This window comes from Lentzea sp. NPDC055074, assembly GCF_053608005.1.
This window is the reverse complement of record NZ_JBSGUQ010000001.1, coordinates 348,509-363,971: the sequence shown is the minus strand read 5'-3', so window position 1 is coordinate 363,971 and position 15,463 is coordinate 348,509. Positions and strand designations below refer to the sequence as shown.

Below are 15,463 nucleotides of genomic sequence, written 5' to 3'. Positions count from 1 at the left end.
CCGTCTACATCAGGATGAAGTAGGGCGAGTACCCGGCGCCGGTGGAGTCCTTCCAGTCCTTGCCGCGGCAGATCTGGCCGTTCTGCGGCTCGATGACCTGGACGGTGCCGCTGGTGTCGATGAAGACGTTGACGGCGTGCGCACTGCTCTTCGTCGTGCCGAAGATGATGCCGACCGCGTAGCCGTACTCCGGGGCGGCCGCGTAGGCGTCCTTCGACGACTGCCCCTTGTAGACGTAGCTGAAGTCGTCGCAGTCGAAGTAGTTGGCCTTCCAGCTGTACTTCGCGAGCCCGGAGTTCTGGTACGTCGACATCGCCTGTGCGGTCGTGACGGCCTGGTAGAACAGGTCGCCGGTGTTGAGCTTCAGGTCGTAGCTCGCGCCGGGCCACGCGGCGCTGAACAGGCCGTTCAGCTTCTTCTGCTGCACGTAGAACTTGTGGAACGTGACCATGGCCGCAGAGTGCGAGCTCGAGACGTACGCCCAGTTCCACGAACCGGAGTCCGAGCACAGCGTCATGGTCGTCCCGTTGTTGTTCCACGACATGGTGTAGGACTGCGAGCCGTCGGGGTTGGTCTGCGCGGCCTTCGCGGTCAGCGACATCACCGGATAGCCGGTGCCGTAGTCCGACGGAGCCCAGAACGCGTACTCCCACGACGTGGCGGTGCCGTTCGAGTGCAGCGGCCACGAGCGCGCCTGCATGGTGATCGACGAGGGCGTGGAGACCGGGTTCCCGGAGAACTGCAGCGGGAACACGTCGGTCCAGTAGCTGTCGTAGGCGCCGAAGTACGCCCACTCCCACGAGCCGCTTCCCGCGTTCTGGACGTTCAGCACCCGTCCGTACGAGTCCTGCACGACGTACGGCGTGTTGGGGTCGAGCTGGTCGGCGGGGATCGGCTCGCTCAGCGAGAGGACCGGGCCCTCGCCTCTGGCGGGACCGACCGCGCTCTCGCCTCTTCTCGGGGCGTGCAGGTGTCCGGCGAGCAGGTCACCCGGATCGGCGTGCGGCTCCCGCTGGGCGGGCACGAGCAGCTCGGTGGTCTCGGTCGGGGTGATGCGCAGAATGGTCATGGCGGCCTCGGATCGGAGAAGGTTTGGACCCGCTCAACGGTCCGCCGGCCGCCACGGCCCGACAAGATATCTATGGGTGGGACAAGGGGCGACTGCGCGACACGGAGGTCCGGCACACCACCCGGAGGTGTGTCGCCGCAGGGTGAAATCCTGGCCGCGCCTTCTTGACCCGGTCAAGCAGTGCTATCGCAGCGCGGCCTCGATCGCCGAGGTGACGGCGGCGTCCTCGGGCTCGGTGCGCGGCCGGAACCGGCCGATGACCTGCCCGTCGCGCGAGACGAGGAACTTCTCGAAGTTCCACTGCACGTCACCGGCCGTGCCGTCGGCGTCCGCGTGCCGCGTCAGCTCCTGGTAGACGGCGTGCTGACCGGGGCCGTTGACCTCGATCTTCTCGAACAGCGGGAACGACACCCCGTACGTCGCCGAGCAGAACGTGGCGATCTCCTCGGACGTGCCCGGCTCCTGGCCCATGAACTGGTTGCACGGGAAGCCGACCACGGAGAAGCCCTCGGTGCCGTACTTCGCCTGCAACCGCTCCAGACCCGCGTACTGCGGGGTGAGGCCGCAGCGCGAGGCGACGTTGACGACGAGCGCCACCTTGCCCCGCAGCGCGCCGAGGTCACCGGGCTCACCCGCCAGCGTGCGGACCGGGATGTCGTAGATCTCCATGCCGCCAACGTAGTTCATTTCTTCTGCCCACCCGGAGCGGGCACGATCAGTCCGGCGAGGGAGGGCGGTGCGGGGGCGATCCCCGGCCCGCCCGCGTCGACCCAGTCGATCACGCCTTCCAGCGCCTCGTCGTCCAGCACGGACCCGACCCACACCGCCCGTGCCCCGGCGGCACGGGCGGCGGGGCTGGGCCGCACGACGACCACGTTCGACGCCTCGCACGCGTCCAGGCAGTCGGCCACGAGCACGGAGGGGAGTCGTTCGCGCAGAACCTCGAGCTGGTAGTCGTGGTCGACCTCGGGGTGCTTGCGCGCGGTGCCGCAGCAGCAGCCTCGGCACACGGTGATCCGGGAACTCATGATCACCGTTCTACGCAGTCGACGGTTCGTTGCACAACGAGAACATTCCGCTGGCCGTCCGGGGACATCGCTCCGGAAGGCTCGATTCCGTGGCACGTAAAGGAAGTTGGACAGTGCTCCTGCTGGCGATGGTGACGGCTTGCACACCCGCGCCCCCGCAGGAGCAGAGCACGCAGGTGAAGATGACCGGCGACGGCAGCATCCCCAAGAACGAGACCATCTCGCTGGACGACGACGAGCACGCCGCCATCGCCAACCTCGACCCCGGCCTGCTCCAGGCGATGCGCCAGGCCGCCGCCGACGCGAAGCTCAAGGGCGTCGAGTTCCGGGTGACGTCGGGCTGGCGCAGCGCCGAGTACCAGCAGCGGCTGCTCGACGAGGCGATCGAGCTGTACCGCAGCGAGGAGGAGGCGCGGCGGTGGGTGCACCCGCCGGAGAAGTCGGCGCACGTCACGGGCAAGGCGATCGACATCGGGCCCACCAACGCCGACGACTGGCTCATCCAGCACGGCTCGGACTACGGGTTGTGCCAGGCCTACGCCAACGAGATGTGGCACTTCGAGCTGCTCACGACGCCGGGCGGGCAGTGTCCGCAGCCGCAGGGCAACGCCGGCTAACGGCCGTGGATCACGGCCAGGGCGTGCTCGCGGGCCGGTGCGCTCAGAGTGGTGTTGAGCTCCTCGAACAGGGCCTCGGCCGTGACGCCGTTCCAGCCCGGCGGCAGGAGCGACAGGGGCAGGCCCGGGTCGCTGTACGGCAGGCGGCGCCACGCCGTGAGCATCGGGACGTAGGACTGGAACGCCTGCTCGGGTGAGGTGATGCCGGCGTCCAGGAACGGGCGGTGGCGGCGCAGGAAGTCGGCGTACAGGTCCGTCAGCTCGTCGAGGTCCCACCACGCGCGCACTTTCGAGCGCAGGTCGCCGAACGCGAAGTGCCGGCCGGTGAAGATGTCCACGTACTCGGACAGGCCGCGCCGCTCCAGGGTGCGGCGGGTCTCCGTCGCGAGGTTGCCGGGCGCCACCCACACGCCGGGGGCCGTGGTGCCGAAGCCGAGCTGGGTCAGGCTGGTGCGCAGGGCGTGGCGCTTGTCGCGTTCGGACTCGGGCACGGAGAACACGACGACCAGCCAGCCGTCCTCGGCGGTGGCGCGGCGGCGTTCGAAGATGCGGGTGTCGCCCTCGGCCAGTGTCTCCAGGGTGGGTTCGGCGAGCGCGTAGCCGGCGCCGTCGCGGCGTTCGGCTCGGACGACGCCCCGGCGCTTCAGGCGCGAGATCGACGACCTCACCGCCTGGCCCTCCACGCCCAGGTCGGCCATGAGCTGGACGACGGAGGCGACGGAGAGCCAGTTGTGCTCGCCGCGCGCGTAGAGGCCGAAGATCGTGATGATGAGCGGGCCGAGCCGGTCGCGCCCGGCGGGAGCCGCCGCTTCCACGGTCATGTTCGCGACGTTCAGTGCCCTCTCCTCACCTTGATCAGCCGAGCTTAACGCCCGGCCCGCCGAGGTCGGTCAGCGTGACGGTGTTGCGCAGCTCGCCCAGGCCGCTGACCCGTGTCACGACGACGTCGCCGTCGCGCAGGAAGACCTGAGGCTCGCGGGCGTTGCCGACGCCGCTGGGGGTGCCGGTCAGGATCACGTCGCCCGCGCGCAGGGTCATGCCCTGGCTGAGCTCGGCGATGATCCGCGCGAACGAGAACGCCATCTGCTCGCTCGACGCGTCCTGCAGCAGCACGCCGTTGACCTCGCACTGCACCCGCATGCCGGTCAGATCGACGGAGTCGGTCGTGGTCAGCCACGGGCCGAGCGGCATCGTGGCGTCGAGGCTCTTGCCCTTGAGCCACTGGCCGCCGTGCGCGCGTTGCAGGTCCCGTTGCGAGACGTCGTTCGCGACGAGGAACCCGAACACGTGGTCCAGTGCCTTCTCCTCCGGGATCGACCGGCCGTCGCGCCCGATGACCATCGCGATCTCGGCCTCGTAGTCCCACTTCTGGGACACCGCCGGGTCGTAGGCGATCGGGTCGGACGGACCGATGACCGTGTCCGGGCCCTTGGTGAAGAACGTCGGCCGCAACGGGCGGGAGACCGGGTCCTGCCCCTCGCGCTTGCCCGCGGACTCGTCGAAGTGGTCCCAGTAGTTCCAGCCGGTGCACAGGACGTCGCGGTTGAAGCGGTGCACCGGCGCTTCGAGCCGCACCTCGGTCAACGGCAGGACCTCACCGGTCTCGACCGGCGCGCCCCGCACGACCTCGTCGACCGTGCACGACAGCAGGGCGATCGACTCCCCGTCGACGACACCACCACGCCGCACACCGCCGACCGTCACAGAAGCAAGCCTCACCCGCCGACCTCCTCGGGTATCGCGTTCACGTTTCGTAGATCATGAATACGCTATCGATTCAGCTCGGCCTGACCAGCCGCTCTTCGGGGATCACGGCGACGCCGAGGATCTCGATGAGCGCCTCCGGCTGCCACAGCGCGGTGCAGCCGATGCCCGCCATGGCCGGGTATACCGGTCCGGCGAGCTCGCGCCACACCTTGCCGATCTCCCTGCCGTGGGCCTGGTAGTCCGGGATGTCGGTGAGGTAGATCGTGATGCTGACCAGGTCTTCCGGCTCGCCACCGGCCGCGCGCAACGTGGTGAGCACGTTGCCGAACGCCTGGCGGAACTGCTCGACGATGCCGCCGGGGACGATCTTCATCTGGGCGTCCAGCGCGGTCTGTCCGCCCAGGTACAGGGTGGTGCCGGCGAGGGTGCCGTGGGAGTAGCCGCTCGGCGCAGGAAGGCTGGCCGGGTTCACTGCTGCTGGCCTCATGAGTATTGACACTATCTGACGGTCGTGAAGAATACGAGATATGGAGCCCGACCTGAGCAAGTACCAGCTCGACGGCGACAACTCGATGTACCGGCTGCCCAGCGGCCTGGTCGCGCCGGTCGTCACGCGCGGCGGTGCCGAGAACCCGGACACCGCGAACTCCGGCGGCGCCATCCGGATCTCGGGCGTGAGCATCCAGCACACCCCGGCGACGAGGCTGTGGTTCGGCAAGGTCACCAACGAACCCGGCTACCGCTCGGTCACCCACCACCACGGCGAGGCCGAGACCGGCGGGTACGTGCTGTCCGGCCGCGCGCGCATCTACTTCGGCGAGAAGTTCGAGGACTACCTCGACATGGAGGAGGGCGACTGGGTGTTCGTGCCCCCGTTCATGCCGCACATCGAGTGCAACCTCGACCGCAACAACCCGCTCACGTGGATGACCACGCGGACACCGGAGAACATCGTCGTGAACCTCGACGACGTGCCGGACGAGGACCTGCGCGACTGGCTGACCCGATGACGACCTCCCGGATCTTCACCGACGCCATCGCGCTGGAGAAGGCCGAGCCGGAGCACTTCGACCTCGCCTTCACCGCCGTCACCCAGCCCTGCCCGTGGCCCAAGGCCTACGGCGGGGACCTGGTCGCCGCCGCCGCGGCCGCCGCCATGCGCTCGGTCACCGACGGCAAGACGCTGCACTCCATGCACAGCTACTTCCTGCGCCCGGCCGACATCGGCGCCGCGGTGCGGTACGAGGTCGAGGTGCTGCGCGACGGACGCGGGTACAGCACGCGCCAGGTCCGCGGCTACCAGAACGGCAAGTGCCTCTACGTCTGCCTGGCGAACTTCGCCGCGGGAGAACCCGGAGGCAGCTTCCAGGCCGAGACCGCCGCGCTACCCGGCCCGGACGCGCTGCCGAGCACCGCCGACCTCCTCGCCGAACGCTCCGGCGGCACGATGACCGAGGAGTCGAAGGCCTACTGGTCGGGCGGCCGCAGCTTCGACATGCGGCACGTGCCCGGCCCCGTCTACCTCGCGGTCGAGGGTGAGAAGGTGCCGCACCAGGCCGTGTGGATCAAGCCGTTCGACCCGCTGCGGCCCGTCGACGGACTGACCGGCGCCCAGCGCGACCTGGCCGCGCTGGCCTACGTCTGCGACTACACGATCCTCGAACCGGTCCTGCGCGTGCTCGACCTGCCGTGGGCCAGGCCTGGCCTCGTCACCGCGAGCCTCGACCACGCGATGTGGTTCCACCGCGCGGGCCCGGTCGACGACTGGCTGCTCTACGTGCAGGAGGCCGTCGCCGCCGACGAGGGCCGCGGCCTGGGGTACGGCCGCTTCTTCACCCGCGATGGTCTCCACCTCGCCACCGTTGCCCAGGAGGGCATGATTCGCGCTTCCTGACCCGCCGCCCGCGGAAGGACCCCACCATGGACACCTTCGCCCGTGACCACTTACCTCCCTCGGCGCTGTGGCCGACGATCGAGTTCACGACGCCCGAACTGGAGTACCCGGCGAGGCTCAACGCCGCCACCGAGCTCATCGACGTCCCGGTGGCGCGGTTCGGCCCCGACCGGCCCGCGCTGCGCACCCCCGCCGGCGAGGTCTGGTCGTACGGCGAGCTGCGGACCCGTGCGAACCAGGTGGCCCGGGTGCTGGTCGAGGACCTGGGTCTCGTCGCGGGGCACCGTGTTCTGCTGCGCTCGCCCAACAACCCGTGGACCGTGGCCGCGTGGCTCGGCGTCCTCAAGGCGGGCGGTGTCGTGGTGACGACCATGGCCGCGCTGAGGGCCCGGGAGCTCCAGCCGATCGTCGAGCGGACCCGCCCGTCCCTCGCGCTCGTGGACCCGCGGTTCACCGAGGACGTCCAGGAGCTGACGTCGCTGACCGTGGTGGACTACGACGACCTCCAGGTGCTCGCCGCGACCAAACCGGGGGAGTTCACCGCCGTGGACACCGCCGCCGACGACGTGGCGCTGCTCGCGCCGACGTCCGGCAGCACCGGGTCACCCAAGATCACCGCGCACTTCCACCGCGACGTCCTGTCCATCGACAACACGTTCGGCCGGCACGTGCTGCGGCTGAGCGAGGACGACGTCGTCGCGTGCACGGCCCCGTTCGCCTTCACGTTCGGCCTGGGGATGCTCGTCGTGTTCCCGTTGAGGGCCGGTGCGTGCGCGCTGCTGACCGAGGGCGGCACACCCGCCCAGATCGCGGACTTCGTGCGACAGAACGGGGTCACGGTGCTCGCGACGGCGCCGACCGCGTACAAGGCGATCCTGCGCGACGGCGTCGAGGCGAAGCTCGGCGGGCTGCGGACCGCGGTGTCGGCCGGCGAGCACATCCCGAGGGAGACCTGGCAACGGCTGCACGACCGGCTCGGGCTGCGCGTGATCGACGGCATCGGTGCCACGGAGCTGTTGCACATCTTCATCTCCGCGGCGGGGGACGACATCCGGCCGGGTTCCACCGGCAGGCCCGTGCCCGGCTACCGGGCCACCGTGCTCGGTGCCGACGGCGAGGAACTGGGGCCGGGCGAACCGGGACGGCTCGCGGTGATCGGTCCCGTCGGGTGCCGCTACCTCGACGACGAACGGCAGAAGGACTACGTGGTGGGCGGCTGGAACGTCACCGGCGACGTCTTCCACCGCGACGAGGACGGCTACTTCCACTACCACGCCCGCAGCGACCACATGATCGTCTCCTCCGGCTACAACATCGGCGGCCCCGAGGTCGAGGAGGCCATCGACACCCACCCGGACGTGCTGGAGTCCGCCGTCATCGCCAAGCCCGACGACGAACGCGGGTCGGTCGTCTGCGCGTTCGTGGTGCTGCGCGAGGGCGTGGAGGGCGGCGACGCCAAGGCCCGCGAGATCCAGGACCACGTGAAGCGCACCATCGCGCCGTACAAGTACCCGCGCGAGGTCCGGTTCCGCACCTCGTTGCCCCGCAACGCGAGCGGCAAGCTGCAGCGCTTCGCACTCCGCAAGATCGTCGAGGAGGAGGTGCCGGCGTGAAGATCGCTGTCGTCGGTGGTGGCCCGGCGGGCCTGTACTTCGCCGCGCTGATGAAGCAGCTCGACCCCGCGCACGACGTCACCATCTGGGAACGCGACGCGTCCGACGTGACGTTCGGCTTCGGCGTGGTGTTCTCCGACGAGACGCTCGGCGGGATCGAGAACGCGGATCCGGAGTTCGCCGACGCCATGTCCCGCCGGTTCGCGCGCTGGACGGACATCGACGTCCACCACCGCGGCGAGAGTCACACCGTCGGCGGGCAGGGGTTCGCCGCGATGAGCCGCAAGGAGCTGCTCCACCTGCTCCAGCAGCGGTGCCGCGACCTCGGCGTGACCGTGCACTTCTCGACGCCCGCACCGCCCGTCGGCGACCTGCGTGCCAGTCACGACCTGGTGGTCGGCGCGGACGGTGTGAACTCGCTGGTGCGGCAGTCGTCGCCGGACGTGTTCCGCTCCACTGTGGACCGCAGGCACAACAAGTACATGTGGCTCGGCACGGACCGCGTCTTCGAGGCGTTCCAGTTCTTCATCAAGGACACGCCGTGGGGGACCATGCAGGTCCACGGTTATCCCTACTCCGACACGGGTTCCACGTTCATCGTCGAGATGCACGAGGACGTCTGGCGCCGCGCCGGCTTCGACACCGCCGAGCAGTTCGCACCGGGCGTCTCGGACGAACGCGCCGTCGACCGGGTCCGCGAGCTGTTCGCGGAGGAGCTGGCGGGCCACCAGGTCTTCGCCAACAACTCGAAGTGGCTCAGCTTCACCACCGTGCGCAACGAACGGTGGCACGACGGCAACCTGGTCCTCGTCGGCGACGCCGCGCACACCGCGCACTTCTCCATCGGTTCGGGCACGAAGCTCGCGATGGAGGACTCGCTCGCCCTCGCCGCGTGCCTGCACGAACACCGCGACGTCGAGACCGCGCTGACGGCCTACGAGACCGAACGGCGTCCCGTCGTGGAGTCCACCCAACGCGCCGCGCAGGCGTCGCTGGAGTGGTTCGAGAACATCGGCATGTACGCGGACCAGGAGCCGACCCGGTTCTGCTTCAACCTGCTCACGCGCTCGCGCCGGATCACCTACGACAACCTCCGCACCCGCGACTCGGAGTTCGCCGACCGCGTGGACGCCGCCTTCGCCGCGTCCCAGGGGCTCGAGACCACCGCCCCGGCCATGTTCCAGCCGTTCCGCCTGGGGCGGCTGGAGCTCAAGAACCGCGTGATCGTCTCGGCGATGGACATGTACTCGGCGACCGACGGCGTGCCCGGCGACTTCCACCTCGTCCACCTGGGCTCCAAGGCCATGGGCGGCGCGGGACTGGTCATGACCGAGATGGTCTGCGTCTCGCCCGAGGGCCGCATCACGCCCGGCTGCACCGGCCTGTGGACCGACGGGCAACGCGACTCGTGGGCGCGGATCGTGGCGTTCGCGCACGAACGGAGCACCGCCCGCATCGGCCTGCAGCTCGGCCACTCCGGCCGCAAGGGCTCCACCCGCCTGATGTGGGAGGGCATGGACGAGCCACTGCCCGAGGGCGGCTGGGACGTCGTCGGCCCGTCCCCGCTGCCCTACGGGCCCGGATCACCCGTCCCGGCCGAGGCGACCCGCGAGGAACTGGACCGGATCACGGCGGAGTTCGTCGCGGCCGCGCAACGGGGCGCCGAAGCGGGATTCGACCTGCTCGAACTGCACTGCGCGCACGGCTACCTGCTGTCCTCGTTCCTCTCTCCGGTGTCGAACCGGCGCACCGACGAGTTCGGCGGGTCGCTGGAGAACCGGCTGCGGTACCCGCTGGAGGTGTTCGACGCCGTCCGCGCGGTGTGGCCGGCCGAGCGCCCGATGATCGTGCGCATCTCCGCGACCGACTGGGTCGACGGCGGCAACACCGAGCACGACGCGGTGGAGATCGCCCGCGCGTTCGTCGCTCACGGCGCTGATGCGATCGACGTGTCCACTGGTCAGGTCACGGCGGATGAACGCCCGGCGTACGGTCGCAGCTACCAGACCCCGTTCGCGGACCGGATCCGTCACGAGGTCACCGGTGCCGCCGTCATCGCGGTGGGTGCCATCGCGTCCTACGACGACGTCAACTCGATCCTGCTCGCGGGGCGCGCCGACCTGTGCGCGATCGGCCGCACCCACCTCTACGACCCGCACTGGACGCTGCACGCGGCGGCCGAGCAGGAGTACCGCGGTGCCGAGTGGCCTGTCCAGTTCCGCGCGGGCAGCCGCAAGCCGCCGTCCGCGCGCACCGACGCCGTGCGGCCGCGGTTGTCGCTGCTGCGGGCCGACCCGCCGGACCGGAACGTGCACCTGCGCTGGACCCCGCACCGGGAGCATTCGCTTCTCGCATAGGCATTTCCGTGGCGTTCAGGTGAAACTTCATTCGGCTATGAATTGGAATCTCCTGTCAGGTCACATGTTCAGGGCCCACGCATTGGTCTGATGGGGCAGACCTCCCGTGCACGCGGGTGAGGGGGTGTTTGGAGCCCGGCCGGTGTCCCTAGCGTCGGCGGTCTGTCTCCCGAACACACCGCCGTTGAAGGGATCTCGCTCGTGCGAAGACGTGTGCCGGCGCTGGTGCTAGCGGGCGTGCTCGCCGGCAGCACGCTCACCGCCGCTGTTCCGGTGGCCGCCCAGCCACCCGTGTCCACTCTCACCAAGTCCGTGCAGGGCGTGTCCGATCCCGCCTCGCACGGAGACGTCGCCTCCTGGGTCGTGTCCTACTCGAACGGTGCCAACGGCCCCGCCACGATCACCGACCCGATCGGCGCCGGCCAGACCCTCCTGGCCGGCTCGCTGCAGGTACCGCCGGGCTGGACCGGCACCGAGGGAAACCCCGTCACCGCAACGCATCCGAACGTGCGCAACGGCGGCAAGGCCCTGTCCAGCGTCCTCACCCCGCCCGTGCAGGCCAGTGCGAGCTCGACCGGCGGTGACGGCTTCATCCCGATCCTGCAGCGCACGCCCGACGGCCGCCTGCAGTCGTGGAACGTCTACCACCACGCGACCTTCACCGCCCCGAAGCTGGTCTGCATCGACCTCACGACCAACGCGTCGTGCGCGGGCGGTCCGTGGCCGAAACCGCTCAACACCACAGCCGGGCCGTTCGGTTCGGGTGCCACCGGTGACATCGCCAGTCCGCTTGCGGCGCAGTACGTCCGCGACCAGGCGAACCCCGCCCGCGTGTACTACTCGGCCACCACGCCCGGGTCGCTCGGCGTCGGCTGCCTCGACCTCGCCGCTCCCGGCAACTGCGGCTACTGGCCGCTGATCAACCGGGCGGGGCAGACGATCGAGATGGCCGGACTCGTCCAGATCGGCGGAAACCTCTACGGGGTCGCGAACACCGGCCAGGTGGTGTGCTGGACCCCCTCCACGCAGAGCGCCTGCGGAGGCCAGCCCTACGCGCCGATCGTGCCCCTGACCAACCACGGCAACTACTACCTCGGCGCGCTGGCCGTCGCCGGGGGCAAGCTGTTCGCCTCGTCGTCCAACATGAACAGCGGCACCCCGACGATGGGCTGCTTCGACCCCGGCACGACGAGCACGTGCGCGGGCTGGCCCTCCCCGAAGCCGTTGGGGCCCCCGGCCAACTACACCTACAACGCCTTCACCGCCTACAGTGCGACGGGTGCGGAGACCGGGGCGTGCGCGAGCACGGCCGGCGCCACGAACATCACCACCTGCTACGCCGTCGACGGGTCGGCCCTGCCCAACGGGGTGACCGGGCTGGCGAGCCAGACCTGGGTGTTCACCCCGGAGGTCGTCCGCACCGGTGACCGCGTGCGCAGCTACTTCGGCATCTGGAACGGCGCCTATCCCGCCGGTGCGACCGTCTGCCACGACTGGAGCACCGGGACGTCGTGCGCCGGACTGTCCTCGCCCGTCACCCACCCGACCGTCAACAACGGCGTCACGAGGGACTACGGCTACGCCTACGACGCTCCCACCGGCTGTCTGCTCGGGCTCGGAGACGCGGGCGTGCTGTTCTCGATGGATCCTGACACGGGGGCGTCGCCCTGCGTCCGCAGCGGCGCCTCCGTGTCCATCACCCCGTCCCAGTTCTACTGCGACGGCCAGCAACACGCCACGACCTATACCAAGGCACGGCTCGTCGGTGTGACACCGGCGAACGTGAACCTCGGCGCCTCCACCGTGAAGGCCGTGGACGGAGGCGGGAACCCCGTCACCGTCCCGGGTTTCGCCCCGGACGGCACGGTCGACCTGACCGGCGTCACGGCCTCCTCGCTGACCGTCACGGCGTCGCTCGTGCTGAACAACGCCGCGGACTTCGGCGGCGGCAACCAGCCGTCGCTGGCCATCGAGTTCAACGGTGACGCACCGCAGGTGTGCTTCCGCACCACGGTCGCCGCGGAGTGCGCGGTCACGTCCGTCGCCAACACCGCGGGCGGCACCGACGCCACCGGTGGCTTCTCGTCCAACACGGTGACACGTCAGGTCGCACCGGGTGCGGCGTGCATGCCGAACGTGGTGGTGAACAAGGAGATCTGCGGCTCGTACACGCCTTCGCACTGCAAGGCGGGCGGGGCCGGTCCGTGGGTGAAACAAGCACCCGTGGGCGTTCTGGGTCTGCTGTTCGCCACGGCGTACTGGCGGGTGACCGTGACGAACAACGGCCCGATCCCGATCGTCGACGCGTACGTGGTCGACGACGTGGAGCCGGCCTGCCAGACCGGGCCGTTCACGTTGCAGCCCGGTGAGTCCAAAGTGGTCCACTGCTCGACCTACGCGTTGCTCTCGCTGTTCCCCTTGACCAACAAGGCGAAGGCGAAGTACACGCCGGTCAACGGCACGCGTCTGTACACCGAGTGGTCGTCCGCGAAGGCGTGTTCACTGCTCTGCGCGTTGTAGTCCCGTCAGTGGAGGGGCATCAGCCGTACTCGGCCAGGTAGGTCAGGACGGCCAGCACCCGGCGGTGCTCCTCCACGTTCGCCGCCAGCCCCAGCTTCGCCATGATGCTGCCGACGTGGGTCTCGACGGTGCGTTCGTTCAGCCAGAGCCTGCGGGCGATGCCGACGTTCGTGCAGCCCTCGGCCATCAGTCCGAGCACCTCGCGTTCGCGCGGGGTGAGCGCCCCGGTGGTGGGCCGTCCGAGCAGCCGGCCCACCACCTCGGGGTCGAGCGCCGACCCGCCGCCCGCGACGCGCGTGATCGACTCCAGGAAGTCGTCGACGTCGAGCACGCGGTCCTTGAGCAGGTAACCGAACGCGCCCTGGCTCACCAGGTCGACGGAGTGCTTCGTCTCCACGTGCTGGGACAGCATCAGGATCGCGACAGCGGGCTGGGCCTCGCGGATGCGGCGCGCCGCCCTCGCGCCGTCGTCCGTCAGGCCGGGTGGCATCCGGACGTCCACGATGGCCAGATCCGGTTCCGTCCGCGCCACCAGGGCCACGAGCGTCTCGGCGTCGGCGGCCCGGCCCACGATCTCGTGGCCCGCGTGGGACAGCAGGCTCGCCAGGCCTTCCCGGAACAACGCCGAGTCCTCGCCGATCACGATGCGCACGGCAGCACCGCCTGGACGGTGGTGCCCGCGCCGGGCCTGCTGCTCAGCCGGAGCGTTCCGCCGAGCGCGGAGACCCGGTCGGCCAGCCCGGCGAGGCCCGACCCGCACGTCGGGTCCGCGCCGCCGCAGCCGTCGTCCTTCACCCACACGTTGACCTCGTCCGCCTGCTGCGAGACGCGGACGGTGATCGTGCTGGCGCGCGCGTGCTTGGCGGCGTTGGTGATCGCCTCGGCGGCGACGTAGTAGGCGGTGATCGCGATGTCGTCGGTCAGCGGTTCGGACATGATCTCCAGTGCCACCGGGACCGGCAGCGTGGTCGTGAGCGCGGCCAGCGCGTGGTGCAGGCCGTCGTCGAGGCTGGTGGGACGCAGGCCGTGGGCGATCTGCCGGAGCTCGGCGATGGCGGTGGCCAGCTCGGCGACGCCCTGGTCGAGCAGCGCGTGCACGTCGACCTCGCCGGTGGGCAGCCGCCGCTGGGCGAGCCGCATCGCCATGCCCAGCGACACCAGGCGTTGCTGGGCGCCGTCGTGCAGGTCGCGTTCGAGCCTGTGCCGTTCGGCGTCGCCCGCCTGGATGATCCGGGTGCGGCTCGCCTCCACCTCGCGCAGGGCGGTGGCGAGCTCACCGCGCAGCCGGGCGACCTCGACGAGACTCGCGGCGGAGGTGGCGACGACCTTGAGCACCGCCGGGGTGGTGCCGGACGCGGTGAGCACGCCGATCTGCGTGCCGCCCAGCGTGATCGGGACCAGCGCGGTGTCGGCCACCGCCGCGCCCTTCGCGTCCCTGAAGCCCGACGGCAGCAGCAGACCGACCCGGAGCGTGGGGTCGCGCAACGCCGTGCGGAGGGTCTCCTCGAGCTCTTCCGGTTGGGCGGTCTGGGTGTGCACGCGGTGCTGCAGGTCCTCGATGGCGAGCAGGGCGGCCCTGGTGCGGGGGAAGAGCCGCCGGTCCACGACCCGTTGCAGGCGCCGCCGGACGGGCGTCAGCAGGATCGCGCAGATCGCGGTGGCACCGGCTGCGGCGGCGGGGGAGCCCTGGCCCGCCACCAGGCCCAGCGTCAGCGCCGACAGGGCGTAGGCCCCGACCAGGACCAGCAGGACGATCGTGTAGCTGATGGTGTCGGCCAGCACGCGGTCGACGTCGTAGAGGTCGTGGCGCAGCATGGCGATGCCGACCGAGCAGAACAGCGCGACGATCGTCACCACGCCGAACACCGTTGCCACAACACCACTTCGGCCCGTCACGACGATCTCGGCCAGGCACACGACCGGGTACGCCGTCACCGCGAGCCCGGCGAACGCCAGCCACTTCAGCTGCGCCCGCACGACCCCGGTGGACCTCCGGAACCGCGCCACCAGGGAGATTCCCGCCGCCAGCACCGTCAGGACCAGCCCGATCGTCACGACGTAGCTGAGCACGTGGACCGCGTCGGACGGCGGCCCCCACGGGTGCGCGAGGCCCTCCATGGGTTCGGTGAACGGTTCTCTCGGCGTCGCGCCCACTCCTTGTTGCGCCAGGGCGAGGACGACGATCACGGGCGGCAGCGCCCGCCAGCGTCCGCCGGGCACCGAGCCGTCCGGGAAGTGCAGCAGCAGCAACGCGACCGCGGCGAGCAGCCACCAGCCGCTCTCGTTGAGCAACGCGACCACACGGGCGTCCAGCGGCACCGACCCCGGATCGCCGAGCCAGGCCCGGTAGTAGACGTCGCGCGCGGCGAGGAAGACCAGGATCGCGCCGACCCAGGCGAGGAGCGGGCCGACGGCGTTGGCGCGCACGCGGTGCTCGATCGTCACGCCCAGCGCCGCCATCGCGAGCCCGAGGACGGCGAGCCCGGCGAAGGCGAGGGCCGGCTGGGACGTGCGGACGAGGAGCCAGGCGCCGCCCGCCGTGAGCACGGCGCAGACGCCCAGAAGACCCGGTGCTACCGGTCGCGGCCACCTCATCGGCCCAGGGTAAGGCCGGTGTGACGGCTTGGCCTCCGTGTCAGCACGGAGACGCGGTACCGG

The 15,463-nt window shown here is 70.4% G+C and carries 14 protein-coding genes; 6 read left to right on the top strand and 8 right to left on the bottom strand.

The window, feature by feature from the left end:
- Positions 1-4: 4 nt before the first annotated feature.
- The 3 genes from ACWF7A_RS01820 to ACWF7A_RS01810 all read right to left on the bottom strand — a co-directional run bounded on the left by ACWF7A_RS01820 (position 5) and on the right by ACWF7A_RS01810 (position 2,097).
- On the bottom strand, positions 5-1,069 hold the full coding sequence (locus ACWF7A_RS01820) for a lectin MOA-related protein (protein WP_452248484.1): 1,065 nt from the start codon (positions 1,067-1,069) through the stop codon (positions 5-7).
- 183 nt (positions 1,070-1,252) lie between these two features.
- Positions 1,253-1,738 carry a glutathione peroxidase gene (locus ACWF7A_RS01815; RefSeq protein WP_452248898.1) on the bottom strand — a complete coding sequence of 162 codons (486 nt, stop codon included), beginning with the start codon at positions 1,736-1,738 and terminating at the stop codon, positions 1,253-1,255.
- Positions 1,739-1,752: 14 nt separating this feature from the next.
- A complete protein-coding gene (locus ACWF7A_RS01810) occupies positions 1,753-2,097 on the bottom strand; it encodes a hypothetical protein (RefSeq protein ID WP_452248483.1) in 345 nt (114 codons plus the stop codon).
- A gap of 113 nt (positions 2,098-2,210) precedes the next feature.
- Here ACWF7A_RS01810 and ACWF7A_RS01805 point away from each other — a divergent pair, with 113 nt between their 5' ends.
- On the top strand, positions 2,211-2,714 hold the full coding sequence (locus ACWF7A_RS01805; protein ID WP_452248482.1) for a M15 family metallopeptidase: 504 nt from the start codon (positions 2,211-2,213) through the stop codon (positions 2,712-2,714).
- On the opposite strand, the gene ACWF7A_RS01800 is transcribed toward ACWF7A_RS01805, so the two are convergent.
- The 3 genes from ACWF7A_RS01800 to ACWF7A_RS01790 are packed head-to-tail and all read right to left on the bottom strand — an operon-like array spanning position 2,711 to position 4,908.
- Positions 2,711-3,535, bottom strand: coding sequence for a PaaX family transcriptional regulator (locus tag ACWF7A_RS01800; RefSeq protein WP_452248481.1), 825 nt, complete (start codon positions 3,533-3,535; stop codon positions 2,711-2,713). The two genes, ACWF7A_RS01805 and ACWF7A_RS01800, sit on opposite strands and share 4 nt — an antisense overlap.
- Before the next feature lie 34 nt (positions 3,536-3,569).
- Positions 3,570-4,433, bottom strand: a complete 864-nt coding sequence (locus tag ACWF7A_RS01795) for a fumarylacetoacetate hydrolase family protein (RefSeq protein WP_452248480.1) — start codon at positions 4,431-4,433, stop codon at positions 3,570-3,572.
- Positions 4,434-4,491: 58 nt separating this feature from the next.
- A complete protein-coding gene (locus ACWF7A_RS01790; protein ID WP_452248479.1) occupies positions 4,492-4,908 on the bottom strand; it encodes a RidA family protein in 417 nt (138 codons plus the stop codon).
- A 40-nt stretch (positions 4,909-4,948) separates the two neighbouring features.
- On the opposite strand from ACWF7A_RS01790, the gene ACWF7A_RS01785 reads away from it, so the two are divergent.
- The 5 genes from ACWF7A_RS01785 (at position 4,949) to ACWF7A_RS01765 (ending at position 12,805) form a co-directional block, all read left to right on the top strand.
- The gene (locus ACWF7A_RS01785) at positions 4,949-5,431 is read left to right on the top strand and encodes a cupin domain-containing protein (RefSeq protein WP_452248478.1); all 483 of its coding nucleotides are present in this window, start codon (positions 4,949-4,951) and stop codon (positions 5,429-5,431) included.
- The gene (locus ACWF7A_RS01780; RefSeq protein ID WP_452248477.1) at positions 5,428-6,315 is read left to right on the top strand and encodes an acyl-CoA thioesterase; all 888 of its coding nucleotides are present in this window, start codon (positions 5,428-5,430) and stop codon (positions 6,313-6,315) included. Before ACWF7A_RS01785 ends, ACWF7A_RS01780 begins: the two co-directional genes overlap by 4 nt.
- 26 nt (positions 6,316-6,341) lie before the next feature.
- Positions 6,342-7,928: an AMP-binding protein gene (locus ACWF7A_RS01775; RefSeq protein ID WP_452248476.1), complete on the top strand. Its 1,587-nt coding sequence runs from the start codon at positions 6,342-6,344 to the stop codon at positions 7,926-7,928.
- Entirely contained in the window at positions 7,925-10,285 is a 2,361-nt protein-coding gene (locus ACWF7A_RS01770) for a bifunctional salicylyl-CoA 5-hydroxylase/oxidoreductase (RefSeq protein ID WP_452248475.1), read from the top strand. The genes ACWF7A_RS01775 and ACWF7A_RS01770 overlap by 4 nt, the downstream gene beginning before the upstream one ends.
- 201 nt (positions 10,286-10,486) lie before the next feature.
- Positions 10,487-12,805 carry a DUF7617 domain-containing protein gene (locus ACWF7A_RS01765; RefSeq protein WP_452248474.1) on the top strand — a complete coding sequence of 773 codons (2,319 nt, stop codon included), beginning with the start codon at positions 10,487-10,489 and terminating at the stop codon, positions 12,803-12,805.
- Positions 12,806-12,824: 19 nt separating this feature from the next.
- Here ACWF7A_RS01765 and ACWF7A_RS01760 read toward each other — a convergent pair whose 3' ends face one another.
- Together ACWF7A_RS01760 and ACWF7A_RS01755 are read right to left on the bottom strand one after the other, a co-directional pair.
- Complete coding sequence (locus tag ACWF7A_RS01760) at positions 12,825-13,457, bottom strand: response regulator transcription factor (protein WP_452248473.1); 633 nt, start codon at positions 13,455-13,457, stop codon at positions 12,825-12,827.
- Positions 13,445-15,400 carry a sensor histidine kinase gene (locus tag ACWF7A_RS01755; protein WP_452248472.1) on the bottom strand — a complete coding sequence of 652 codons (1,956 nt, stop codon included), beginning with the start codon at positions 15,398-15,400 and terminating at the stop codon, positions 13,445-13,447. The genes ACWF7A_RS01760 and ACWF7A_RS01755 overlap by 13 nt, the downstream gene beginning before the upstream one ends.
- Between the last annotated feature and the right edge of the window lie 63 nt (positions 15,401-15,463).

What these genes read in the sequence shown, in the direction of transcription:
- ACWF7A_RS01820 (WP_452248484.1), bottom strand. Translation starts at nt 1,069, where the DNA reads ATGACCATTCTGCGCATCACCCCGACCGAGACCACCGAGCTGCTCGTG.
- ACWF7A_RS01815 (WP_452248898.1), bottom strand. Translation starts at nt 1,738, where the DNA reads ATGGAGATCTACGACATCCCGGTCCGCACGCTGGCGGGTGAGCCCGGT.
- ACWF7A_RS01810 (WP_452248483.1), bottom strand. Translation starts at nt 2,097, where the DNA reads ATGAGTTCCCGGATCACCGTGTGCCGAGGCTGCTGCTGCGGCACCGCG.
- ACWF7A_RS01800 (WP_452248481.1), bottom strand. Translation starts at nt 3,535, where the DNA reads ATGACCGTGGAAGCGGCGGCTCCCGCCGGGCGCGACCGGCTCGGCCCG.
- ACWF7A_RS01790 (WP_452248479.1), bottom strand. Translation starts at nt 4,908, where the DNA reads ATGAGGCCAGCAGCAGTGAACCCGGCCAGCCTTCCTGCGCCGAGCGGC.
- ACWF7A_RS01785 (WP_452248478.1), top strand. Translation starts at nt 4,949, where the DNA reads ATGGAGCCCGACCTGAGCAAGTACCAGCTCGACGGCGACAACTCGATG.
- ACWF7A_RS01780 (WP_452248477.1), top strand. Translation starts at nt 5,428, where the DNA reads ATGACGACCTCCCGGATCTTCACCGACGCCATCGCGCTGGAGAAGGCC.
- ACWF7A_RS01775 (WP_452248476.1), top strand. Translation starts at nt 6,342, where the DNA reads ATGGACACCTTCGCCCGTGACCACTTACCTCCCTCGGCGCTGTGGCCG.
- ACWF7A_RS01755 (WP_452248472.1), bottom strand. Translation starts at nt 15,400, where the DNA reads ATGAGGTGGCCGCGACCGGTAGCACCGGGTCTTCTGGGCGTCTGCGCC.